Below are 10,464 nucleotides of genomic sequence, written 5' to 3'. Positions count from 1 at the left end.
GCGCTGGACGACGTCGACGGCGACACCGTCCTCGTGCGGCCGGAGCAGCCGCGCCCCGAGCCCGACGTCGAGGACACCCGCCTTGTCGTCCGCACCCCGCCCGTCCAGCTCGAGTGGGACGACGGCACCCGCCACACCGTCACCGCTCGCTCGGTCTTCGGACGCAACCCCGCGGGCGACGAGGATGCCGACCTGGTCGTGGTGCGCGACGAGACGCTGTCGCTGTCGAAGACGCACTTCGAGATCCGGGTCGGCGCCGAGGGTGCCGTCGTCGTCGACCACCACTCGACGAACGGCGTGACGATCGTCCGCGCGGGCGAGCGGATCGACGCGCGGCCCGGCGAGCCGACGCCGCTGCGCGCGGGGGATGCGCTCGAGATGGGCGACCGGATCGCCACGTTCCTCGGCACGGAGGGGGAGCTCGGCGGACGCGGTGAGCGCGACGCGATCGGCGAGCGGGGCGCCGGATGATGAGCCCGATCGTCGCGCAGAGCGGAGCGGCCACCGATGCGGGGCTGCGCCGCTCCCTCAACGAGGACGCGTTCCTGTCCGTGCCGCCGGTGTTCCTCGTCGCCGACGGGATGGGCGGTCACGACCGCGGCGAGGTCGCCTCGGCGACGGCGATCGCCGAGTTCGCCGGCTTCGCGGGGCGTGACAGCCTCACGATCGCCGAGGTGCGCGATGCCCTCGCCCGCGCGCGCAGCCGCGTCGACGGCCTCTCGATCGACACGGCCGCCGGCGCCGGCACGACGCTCACGGGCGTCGTGATCGCCGACGTCGCCGGCGAGGGATACTGGCTCGCGCTCAACCTCGGCGACTCCCGCACGTACCGCCTCGCGAGCGGCAGGCTCGAGCAGATCAGCGTCGATCACTCGGTCGTGCAGGAGCTCATCGACCGCGGCGAGCTCACGGCCGAGGACGCCTCGCGCGACCGCCGCCGCAACGTCATCACGCGCGCGCTGGGCGCCGGCAGCGACGCCGATGCCGACTTCTGGATGCTGCCCGCCACGGAGGGAGATCGCATCCTGGTCTGCTCCGACGGGCTGCCGAGCGAGCTGCCGGCCGAGCGGATCCGCACCATCCTGAGCGTGGAGGCGCACCCGCAGGCGGCGGCCACCCGCCTCGTCCACGAGGCGGTGCTTCACGGCGGCCGCGACAACATCACGGCGATCGTCGTCGACGCCGTCTCGGTCTCGCGGCGGGGCGCGGCGGCCGGGAGCGGCGCGCCCGACGAGGACATCGACTCCGACACGCTGCCGCGCGAGCCAGTGGGAGGGATGCTCTGATGCGCGTGACGTACGAGCCCGGCGGAATGCTGACAGTCGTCGCAGACGACGGGATCGCGGTGCTTCCCGGAGGCCTGCCGCAGGAGCTGATCGACGACGTCTGGGTCGGCCTCGACTCGGGCGACGGGGTCGCCGCGGTGCTCGATGCGATGGAGCGGGCCTTCGGTGCCGCGACCTCCACGATGCCGCCGTTCGCCGTCGCGCTGCTGCAGGGCGAGGCCGTGCGGACGGCTGTCCGCGGCGATCTGCGCGTCGCCGTGCAGACCCTGCGCGGCGAGCTCGAGCTCACCGGCGGCGACAGTGGCACCTGGCTGGTGCGGCTCATCGAGGACGCGCTGTCCGTCCGTGTGCTTCCCGCGCAGGATCCGCCCGCGCGCGCCTCCGAGCTGCCGATCGGATCCGGTGCCGTGCTCGCGGCATCCGTGAGTGCGGTGTTCTTCGAGCCCGCCGAGGCCGACGAGCCGGCGCGCGCGCAGGGTGACGACGCGCGCGACGCGCTCGTTCCCGACGACCTCGTCACAGGCGATCCGGATGACGCCGGGGCGGCCGGGTCGGGGGACTTCGCGCGGGAGGCCCCGACCGAGACCCTGCTGCCGGACGACACGCGCCTCGACCCCGTCGCTCCGGCGCCGAAGGCCGTGGACGAGTGGCCGCCCGCCTCGCATGACACGCTCGACCCCTCCCACTCGGGGCCGATCGAGCCGCTCGGCGATCACGACGGCGCCACGCTCTCGGTCGAGCAGTTCGCCGTGCTGCGCGAGCGCGAGGAGGAGTCGCAGTCGCTCGGCGATCATGACGGCGCCACGATCGCCGTGGCGCCCGATCCGGCGCCCGCGCGACAGGCCGCGCCTGTGACGGCGGACATCCCGCTCGACGAGATCGAGGAGGCGTCCGCTGGCCTCGATCCCGCGCCGGTGCCGCGCTTCGACGTCCCCGCGCTGCCGCCCGAGCCGGCTCCGCGCCGCGGACGGATCCGGCTGTCGACCGGCGAGATCGTCGAGCTCGGCCGCAGCGTGATCGTCGGCCGGCGCCCGCGCTCGTCGCGCACGACCGGCGCCGACATGCCGCAGCTCGTGGCGGTCGAGAGCCCGCAGAACGACATCTCCCGCAACCACGTGGAGATCAGCTCCGACGGCGAGACCGTCGTCGTGACCGACCTTCACAGCACGAACGGCACGGTGCTCTACCGGACGGGCGTGCTCGGCACGTCCGCCGATCCGGTGCGCCTTCACCCGGGGGAGCAGACGGTCGTGGTGTCGGGCGACGTCATCGACATCGGCGACGGCGTGCGGATCACGTTCGAGGAGCTGCCGTGAATCAGCGCCGTCCCCCGGCGCCACCCCCGCAGCTGCCGGGGTTCACCCACCTCGAGCTGCTCGGATCCGGCGGCTTCGCCGACGTCTACCTGTACGAGCAGGAGCTGCCGCGCCGCCGCGTCGCGGTGAAGGTCCTGCTGCCCGATCGCATCTCGACCTCGGCCACCCAGTTCACCGCCGAGGCGAACGTCATGGCGATGCTGTCGACGCATCCCGCGATCGTCACGATCTACCAGGCCGGCGTCTCGTCCGACGGCCGGCCGTATCTGGTGATGGAGTACTGCCCGCGGCCGAACCTGCAGGTGCGGTACCGGCGCGAGCCGTTCTCGGCCGCCGAGGCGCTGCGCGTGGGGATCCAGGTCGCAGCGGCGGTCGAGACCGCCCACCGCGCCGGGGTGCTGCACCGCGACATCAAGCCGGCGAACATCCTCGTCACCGAGTACAACCGGCCGGCGCTGACCGACTTCGGCATCGCGTCGACGTCGCAGTCGGGCGCCGAGACGACGGGCATGTCGATCCCGTGGTCGCCGCCGGAGGTCTTCGCCACCGGTGCCTCCGGCGCGCTGAGCGGCCCCCGCACCGACGTCTACCAGCTGGGCGCGACGATCTACACCCTGCTCGCCGGACGCTCGCCGTTCGAGTTGCCTGGTCAGCGCAACGGCAGCGCCGAGCTCATCGAGCGGATCGAGCGGATGCCGCTTCCCGCCATCGACCGCCCGGATGTGCCGTCCTCGCTGTACGCCGTGCTCGCGCGCGCGATGGCGAAGGATCCGGATGCGCGTTATCCGAGTGCCGTCGCGCTCGCCCGCGCGCTGCAGAAGGTGCAGATCGAGCTCGCGCACTCGGTCACTCCCATCGACATCCTCGACGAGCACCCGCTCGACGCGCCGCCCGAGGACGACGACGGCGGGCTGACCCGCGTGCGCGGGATCACGAGCATCGCCCAGCTCGACACCGCGAAGGTCGAGCGGGCTCCGATCGATCCCGCGACCCGGCCCTCGGCGAGGACGGCGGAGGTCGCGCCCGCACCCGCCGTCGACGACGACGCGACCGTTGCGCGCGGCCCGCGCGTGGTCGAGCCGGTCGACGACGCGACCGTGTGGCGCCCTCGGGCGGCGCCCGCGCCCGCGGGGCCCGAGGGCGTGGCGGCCGAAGAGCCCGCCCCGCGCTCGCGCCGCTGGCCCACGGTGGTCGCGGTGTCCGTGCTCGGCGTCGCCGCGGTCGGCATTGCGGCAGCAACCCTTCCCGGCCTCCTGGCTCCGCAGCCCGAGCCGAGCCCCACGCGCGACACGATCGTGCAGGATCCGACGGGCGGCGACGCCGTCCCGCTCGTGACCGACGGGCGCGGCGTCATCCAGGACGCCAACGCCGTGTTCTCGTGGAACAACCCCGACCCCGAGGCCGGCGACTACTACCGGTGGCACCGCAACTCGCTGGCCGGCCCGGAACCGGCGCAGGTCACCGAGGAGCGCACCGTCACGGTTCCGCTCGAGGGCGCCACCCAGGTCTGCATCGACGTCTACCTTCACCGCGCCGACGACTCGTTCACGGACGAGCCGGCGACCATCTGCACTGGTTGAATCTCTCGCCCACCCCGGTTATCGAGCGAGCGGAGCGAGTCGAGATGACGGCCAGCACAGGCCTGTCGCTTCGGCTCGCTGGCGCTCGCTCAGCAACCGGTGTCGGCACAGCCCTTCACCCAACCCCGGTTATCGAGCGAGCTTGCGAGTCGAGATGACAGCCAGCACATGTCGGTCGCTTCGGCTCGCTGGCGCTCGCTCAGCAACCGGTGCGGCAAACGTGCGGGGTGTGCACCTTCACGCCCGCTGTTCCGTGCGTTTGCCGCACCTCTGCGTGCCCCCACCCCGGTTATCGAGCGAGCGGAGCGAGTCGAGATGACGGCTCGCACCGGCGCGGGCGGGTCAGACCGTGGGGGCCGTGTCGAGGTGACGCGCGCCGTGCGAGAGGACCTTCACGACGATGCCGCGGCGGGCGAGCGCCGAGACCGTGCGGGTTCCCTCGTCGACGTTGCGGCCCAGCGCCTGCACGTTCGTCACGACCAGCACGTCGCCCGGGCGGAACGTGTCGAACAGGCGGGCGAGCCGCTGCTCCCACGACTCGAGGATGTCGGGCGCCGGGTGGCGGAAGCCCTCGATCGGCACGCCGAAGCGGGTGAGGTCGTCGCGCTGCTGCACGACCGACGGCATGTCGTCGCGGGCGACGACGAGGCCGACGAGGCGTGAGCCCGCGGGACGCGCGAGCCACCAGTCGCGGTCGCGCTGCAGCTCCGTGAAGCACTTGGGGCACTCGACCGCGGCGTGCGGCAGATGCAGAGGCGCGGTATCGGCTTGTGTCGTCTCAGGTTCGTGCGCGATGTCGGCCACGGCGCCCCCTCTCGTCCCCTCTATTCTGCCGGTTCCGCGCGGTCGCCGACACCCGGATCGCGTCGCATCCGTTCGCATGTGTCGCTCCGGCGCAAGGGGCTTGTCGCGCGGGGTGCGCATCCCGGTACCGTTGCGACATGACGTTCAACGAGGATGCGAACATCGGCGGCAGCAAGGCCCGCCGCCGTGGTCGCACGGCGGCGATCGCGGGAGGCGGCGGTGTCGGCGTCATCGGCATCGCGGTGCTGCTGATCAGCATGTTCACCGGGCAGGACCTCACGGGCCTGCTCGGCGTCGGCGGCGGCGGAGCCCCGCAGCCGCAGGGCGGCGGCGCGATCATCGAGGACTGTGCGACCGGCCAGGACGCGAACGAGAACGACGACTGCCGCCTGGTGTTCGGCGCGGAGGTCATCGACCAGTTCTGGGCGAGGAACCTCGACGGCTACCGCGAGCCGCAGCTGATCATCGTCGAGGAGCAGACCTCCTCGCAGTGCGGCGTGGCCTCGAACGCGACCGGGCCGTTCTACTGCCCGCCGGAGGAGACGGTGTACATCGATCCCACCTTCTTCGGGCTGCTGCGGTCGCAGTACGACGCGTCCGCGGGCGACCTCGCGCAGCTCTACGTGCTCGCGCACGAGTACGGCCACCACGTGCAGAACCTGATCGGCGTCTTCCAGGAGCACCCGAACAACGGCACGGGCCCCGACAGCAATGGCGTGCGCACCGAGCTGCAGGCCGACTGCTTCGCGGGCGCGTGGGTCGCGGCGATGACCGAAGAGAAGGACGCCGACGGCGACCCCTACCTCGAGGCGCCGACGCCGCAGCAGATCGCGGATGCGCTGAACGCGGCCGCCGCAGTCGGCGACGACCACATCCAGGAGCAGTCCGGCGGTCAGGTCAACCCCGAGAGCTGGTCTCACGGATCGAGCGAGCAGCGCCAGCGCTGGTTCAACACGGGCCGCGAGGGTGGCGTCGGCGCGTGCGACACCTTCTCGGTGTCCGGAAGCCAGCTCTGAGACCGGAGAACTGACGTGGTGAGCGGTCTTGACGGGATCCTGTATCCCGCCATCGAGCCGTACGCCTCGGGGATGCTCGCCGTCGGCGATGGGCACCGTATCTACTGGGAGACGAGCGGCGCACCCGACGGCAAGCCGGTCGTGTTCCTCCACGGCGGCCCCGGCGGCGGGACCGCGCCCTGGCAGCGGCGCTTCTTCGATCCCGAGCGGTACCGGATCGTCCTCGTCGACCAGCGTGGGTGCGGCCGCAGCGAGCCGCACGCGAGCCAGGCCGAGGCCGACCTGTCGGCGGTCACGACCTGGCATCTCGTGTCCGACCTCGAGCTGCTGCGCGAGCACCTCGGCGTCGAGCGGTGGCAGGTGTTCGGCGGCTCCTGGGGCAGCGCGCTGGCACTCGCGTACGCGCAGGCGCATCCGGATCGTGTGACCGAGATCATCCTGCGCGGCATCTTCACGGTGCGCCGCCACGAGCTCGACTGGTTCTACGAGGGCGGGGCGCAGGCGCTGTTCCCCGACCTCTGGGAGGCGTACGTCGCGCCGATCCCGTCAGGGGAGCGCGCGCACATGATCGAGGCGTACCACCGGCGGCTGACGCACCCGGATCCGGATGTGCACGTGCCCGCGGCGGTCGCGTGGACCGTGTGGGAGGCGTCGACGATCACGCTGCGTCCGGATCGGGAGGCGATCGCGAAGGCGAGCGAGCCGCGCAACGCGGTGGCGTTCGCGCGGATCGAGAACCACTTCTTCCGGCATGGCGGCTGGTTCCGCGAGGGGCAGCTGATCGAGGACGCGGGGCTGCTGCGCGACATCCCGGGCGTCATCGTGCAGGGCCGTTACGACGTGTGCACCCCGATGATGACCGCGTGGGAGCTTCACCGCGCGTGGCCGGAGGCCGAGCTCGTTGTGGTCGACGACGCCGGTCACGCCGCGACCGAGCCGGGCATCGCCGCGGCGCTCCGAGCCGCCACCGACAGGTTCGCGGGCTGACACGTCCGATGCCCGCGTTGGTGACCCTCTGCGAACGAAGTGAGCGTGCCCCGGATGGGCCCAGCCAGCGCGCCCGGATGGAGCGACAGCGACAGCACATCGAGCGCGAGTCCAGGCGCGAAGCGTCGGGCGAGCGAGCGAGTCGAAGCCTCACCCGTACTCGCCTCAGATCAGGCTCAACTCCCGCAGCTTCGCGGCGACGTCGGCGTTGCTCGGCTCGACGTGGTGCGAGGCGTCGGGGTAGACGACGACCGGGATGTTCGTGCGACCCGAGATGTCCTTCGCGACCTCGGCCGCGGCGGGCTCGGCCTCGAGGTCGATGTACGTGTACGCGACACCGAGCTCGTCGAGCTGCGCCTTGGTGCGGCGGCAGTCGCGGCACCACTCGGCGCCGAACATCGTGATCTTGCCGGATTCGGGCTGGGTCGCGCTGGTCATACTTCAAGGTTACGCGCGTGAGGACGGGCGGGATCCGTCCGAGCGTGTACGGCGGACATGACACGATTGAGTGATCCCGCGCATCGCGGGCCGTTTGGCAGGGAGAGGGCCGGCGTGGACGTCACCGTCATCGTCCCCACGCGCAACGAGCAGGCGAACGTCGCCGAGCTCGTGCGGCAGCTGGCCGCGGCGCTCGGGCGGCGCCGGGCCGAGATCCTGTTCGTCGACGACAGCGAGGACGACACCGTCGCCGAGATCGAGCGCGTCGCGCAGGATGCGCCCCTCCCCGTCCGGGTGCTTCACCGTCCCGCGGGGGAGCGCACCGGTGGTCTGAGCGGCGCCGTCGTCGCGGGACTCGCGGCCGCCGCGGCCGACGTGTGCGTCGTGATGGACGGCGACCTCCAGCACCCGCCGGCGCTCGTCCCGGCGCTCGTCGATCGTCACGCGCGCGGCGACGCCGACGTGGTTGTCGCCTCGCGGTACATCGGCGGCGGCGACTCGACCGGGCTCGGCACGACCCTGCGGTTCGGGGTGTCGCGCGCGGCGACCATCCTGACCAAGTCGATGTTCCCCCTGCGGCTGCACGGCACGAGCGATCCGATGACCGGGTTCTTCCTCGTCGATCGCTCGCGCCTCGATCTCTCCACGCTGCGTCCGAGCGGGTTCAAGATCCTGCTCGAGCTGCTCGTGCGCACCGACCTGCGGGCGGCCGAGGTGCCGATGCGGTTCCACGAGCGCGCCGAGGGCGAGTCGAAGGCGTCGTTGCGGCAGGGCGTCACGTTCCTCGTGCACCTTGCGCGCCTGCGTTTCGGCAAGATGTCGCTGTTCGCGGGGATCGGGGCGCTCGGCGCGGTGGCAAACATCGCGATCGTGTGGCTGCTCACCTCGCTGGGGCTCGGCTACATCTGGGCCGCGATCGTGGCGGCCGAGGTCACGATCGTCGCGAACTTCCTGCTCGCCGAGCGCTTCGTCTTCGCCGACATGCGCGGCCGGGCGTCAGGCTTCCGCCGTCGCTTCCTCACGTCGTTCGCGTTCAACAACGCGGAGGCGGCGATCCGGATCCCGGTGCTCGCCTTCCTCGTCGAGACGTGGCATATCTCCTCCGTGCTTGCGACCGCGATCACCCTCGCCGTCGCGTTCGTCGCGCGCTTCGTCTTCCACTCGCTCGTCGTCTACGCCCCGCGCCGCCCGCGCGAGCCCGGCACCGAGACGGCCGGCCAGAAGATCATCCGGATGATCGACGAAGAGGCGATGCGCCCCGGCGAGCTCTGAGCTCAGTCCGTGCGCGCCCCCTCCTGATCAGCCGCGTGGTGCGATGCTGCACCGCTGCTTCGGAGATGCCGGCTTCTCCGGAGAATCTGAAGCGGGTCGCTCCGGAGAACGCGACATCTCCGAAGAACCCGGCGGCTAGCGTGGGAGCGTGCCACGTCCCCTTACGCTCATCACCGGTGGAACCCGCGGGATCGGGGCCGCCGTCGCACGGCGTCTCGCCTCCGAAGGCCACGACCTCGTCCTCGGCTACGCGAAGGACGACGAGGCCGCGGCCCGGACCCGCGCCGAGATCGAGGGCCTCGGTGCCGCCTGCCGCCTCGTGCGGGCCGACCTGACGACCGATGAGGGAATCGATGCCCTCTTCGCTGCGGCGGCGGAGACCGGTCGGATCACCGCCGTCGTCAACAACGCGGGCGCGACCCTGCACCTTGGTCCGCTGGTTGAGACGCCCACCGACATCGTCCGCCGCGTCATCGACCTGAACCTCACCTCGGCGGTGCTCATCGCGCGTCGCGCGGTCGCCGAGCTGTCAGAGGGCGGGGTGCTCGTCAACATCTCGTCGGGCGCCGCGACGACCGGATCGCCGGGGGAGTACGTCCACTACGCCGCAGCGAAGGCCGGCGTCGACGCGCTCACCAAGGGCCTCGCGATCGAGGCGGCCGATCGCGGCGTCCGCGTCGTCGGCGTCGCTCCTGGCACGATCGAGACCGACATCCACGCCGACGCCGGTGACCCAGACCGCCCCGCGCGCGTCGCCGCGTCGCACCCGATGGGCCGCGCCGGCCGGGTCGAGGAGGTCGCCGGGGTCGTGGCCTTCGCCCTCTCGCCCGATGCCTCCTACGTGACGGGCACGACCATCCGCGTCGCCGGCGGCCGCTGAGAGCGAGCAACGGCCGACTGCGACGCGGGCCGCGAACACGCCATCGGTGCGGGTATCGTGCCGCGGGTCAGCGAAGCGGAGGGGTTTGATGATGCGGGTGGCAGTTCTTGGCGGTACCGGCTACGCGGGGGCGCACGTCGTCCGTGAGGTTGCCGACCGCGGGCACGAGGTGATCGCGGTTGCGCGGCGACTGCCGGACGATCCGCTCGACGGTGTGACATACACGGCGGGCGACGTCACTGATGAGGTGACGCTCGCCGAGATCGTCCGGTCGGCCGACGTCGTCGTCTCAGCCCTCGCCGCACGTGCCGACATGGCCGGCCGGGTCGCCGAGACAATCCGGATGCTCGCGGAGCTCGCGGCGGCGTCAGGCACGCGCGTCGCAGTGATCGCGGGAGCCGGTGGACTGCGCCTCGAGGCGGGCGGCCCTCGCCTGATCGATACGCCCGCATACCCCGACAGCGGCCGTCCAATGGGCCTCGAGATGATCGACGTCTACGAGCACCTGCGCACGGCAGACGAAGCGCTCGACTGGTTCGTGATCTGCCCGGCGCAGCGGTTCACGAGGTCGAACCCGGGCGTTCGCACCGGTCGCTACCGGGTGGGTGGCGACGTGCTGCTGTTCGACGAGCACGGCGTCTCCGACATCTCGGGCGCCGACCTCGCGGTCGCGATCCTCGACGAGATCGAGCGTCCGCAGCACCGCCGCGAGCGATTCGGCGTGGCGTACTGAGTCGCGGCCGCCTTCCGTCGGGTTCCCGGGAACGAGAAAACCCCCGCCAAGGCGGGGGTTTCGGTGGTGGCTCCGACGGGCGTCGATCCCGTGACCTCACGATTTTCAGTCGTGCGCTCTACCAACTGAGCTACAGAGCCGAACGGCCGATA

General features: G+C 72.0%; 11 protein-coding genes and 1 tRNA gene. 9 read left to right on the top strand and 3 right to left on the bottom strand.

The annotated features are described in order from the left end of the window. The 4 genes from IR155_RS06785 to IR155_RS06770 all read left to right on the top strand — a co-directional run. On the top strand, positions 1–471 hold a 471-nt coding region (locus tag IR155_RS06785; RefSeq protein WP_135114081.1), incomplete at its 5' end, for an FHA domain-containing protein. Beyond that, positions 468–1,286, top strand: a complete 819-nt coding sequence (locus tag IR155_RS06780) for a PP2C family protein-serine/threonine phosphatase (protein ID WP_135114080.1) — start codon at positions 468–470, stop codon at positions 1,284–1,286. The genes IR155_RS06785 and IR155_RS06780, both read left to right, overlap by 4 nt. Then, on the top strand, positions 1,286–2,602 hold the full coding sequence (locus tag IR155_RS06775; RefSeq protein ID WP_135114079.1) for an FHA domain-containing protein: 1,317 nt from the start codon (positions 1,286–1,288) through the stop codon (positions 2,600–2,602). The genes IR155_RS06780 and IR155_RS06775 overlap by 1 nt, the downstream gene beginning before the upstream one ends. Continuing rightward, the gene (locus IR155_RS06770) at positions 2,599–4,182 is read left to right on the top strand and encodes a serine/threonine-protein kinase (protein WP_135114078.1); all 1,584 of its coding nucleotides are present in this window, start codon (positions 2,599–2,601) and stop codon (positions 4,180–4,182) included. The genes IR155_RS06775 and IR155_RS06770 overlap by 4 nt, the downstream gene beginning before the upstream one ends. Positions 4,183–4,524: 342 nt before the next feature. Here IR155_RS06770 and IR155_RS06765 read toward each other — a convergent pair whose 3' ends face one another. Continuing rightward, positions 4,525–4,986, bottom strand: coding sequence for a recombinase family protein (locus tag IR155_RS06765; protein WP_233441138.1), 462 nt, complete (start codon positions 4,984–4,986; stop codon positions 4,525–4,527). 137 nt (positions 4,987–5,123) lie between these two features. Between IR155_RS06765 and ypfJ the strand changes: the two genes are divergently transcribed. Then, positions 5,124–6,002, top strand: coding sequence for a KPN_02809 family neutral zinc metallopeptidase (gene ypfJ, locus IR155_RS06760; protein WP_135114077.1), 879 nt, complete (start codon positions 5,124–5,126; stop codon positions 6,000–6,002). Between the two features lie 18 nt (positions 6,003–6,020). Next, positions 6,021–6,989, top strand: coding sequence for a prolyl aminopeptidase (gene pip / locus IR155_RS06755; RefSeq protein WP_135114076.1), 969 nt, complete (start codon positions 6,021–6,023; stop codon positions 6,987–6,989). A gap of 165 nt (positions 6,990–7,154) precedes the next feature. Here pip and IR155_RS06750 read toward each other — a convergent pair whose 3' ends face one another. Beyond that, positions 7,155–7,427: a glutaredoxin family protein gene (locus tag IR155_RS06750; RefSeq protein WP_135114075.1), complete on the bottom strand. Its 273-nt coding sequence runs from the start codon at positions 7,425–7,427 to the stop codon at positions 7,155–7,157. Between the two features lie 114 nt (positions 7,428–7,541). On the opposite strand from IR155_RS06750, the gene IR155_RS06745 reads away from it, so the two are divergent. The 3 genes from IR155_RS06745 (at position 7,542) to IR155_RS06735 (ending at position 10,312) form a co-directional block, all read left to right on the top strand. Next, positions 7,542–8,699 carry a glycosyltransferase gene (locus IR155_RS06745; protein ID WP_233441137.1) on the top strand — a complete coding sequence of 386 codons (1,158 nt, stop codon included), beginning with the start codon at positions 7,542–7,544 and terminating at the stop codon, positions 8,697–8,699. 148 nt (positions 8,700–8,847) lie between these two features. Then, the gene (locus IR155_RS06740) at positions 8,848–9,579 is read left to right on the top strand and encodes an SDR family NAD(P)-dependent oxidoreductase (RefSeq protein WP_135114073.1); all 732 of its coding nucleotides are present in this window, start codon (positions 8,848–8,850) and stop codon (positions 9,577–9,579) included. Positions 9,580–9,670: 91 nt separating this feature from the next. Beyond that, a complete protein-coding gene (locus IR155_RS06735; protein ID WP_228066760.1) occupies positions 9,671–10,312 on the top strand; it encodes an NAD(P)-dependent oxidoreductase in 642 nt (213 codons plus the stop codon). A gap of 64 nt (positions 10,313–10,376) precedes the next feature. Here IR155_RS06735 and IR155_RS06730 read toward each other — a convergent pair. Then, positions 10,377–10,452 (bottom strand) — tRNA-Phe (locus IR155_RS06730). Positions 10,453–10,464: the final 12 nt, after the last annotated feature.

The organism is Microbacterium paludicola, assembly GCF_015235415.1.
In the GTDB taxonomy this organism is placed as follows: Bacteria; Actinomycetota; Actinomycetes; order Actinomycetales; family Microbacteriaceae; genus Microbacterium; species Microbacterium paludicola.
The sequence above is the reverse complement of the archived record's forward strand: the minus strand, read 5'-3'. Positions and strand labels throughout refer to the sequence as shown.

Excerpts from the sequence above, each read along its gene's own strand:
- IR155_RS06780 (WP_135114080.1), top strand. The coding sequence starts at position 468 with ATGATGAGCCCGATCGTCGCGCAGAGCGGAGCGGCCACCGATGCGGGG.
- IR155_RS06775 (WP_135114079.1), top strand. The coding sequence starts at position 1,286 with ATGCGCGTGACGTACGAGCCCGGCGGAATGCTGACAGTCGTCGCAGAC.
- ypfJ (WP_135114077.1), top strand. The coding sequence starts at position 5,124 with ATGACGTTCAACGAGGATGCGAACATCGGCGGCAGCAAGGCCCGCCGC.
- IR155_RS06750 (WP_135114075.1), bottom strand. The coding sequence starts at position 7,427 with ATGACCAGCGCGACCCAGCCCGAATCCGGCAAGATCACGATGTTCGGC.
- IR155_RS06735 (WP_228066760.1), top strand. The coding sequence starts at position 9,671 with ATGCGGGTGGCAGTTCTTGGCGGTACCGGCTACGCGGGGGCGCACGTC.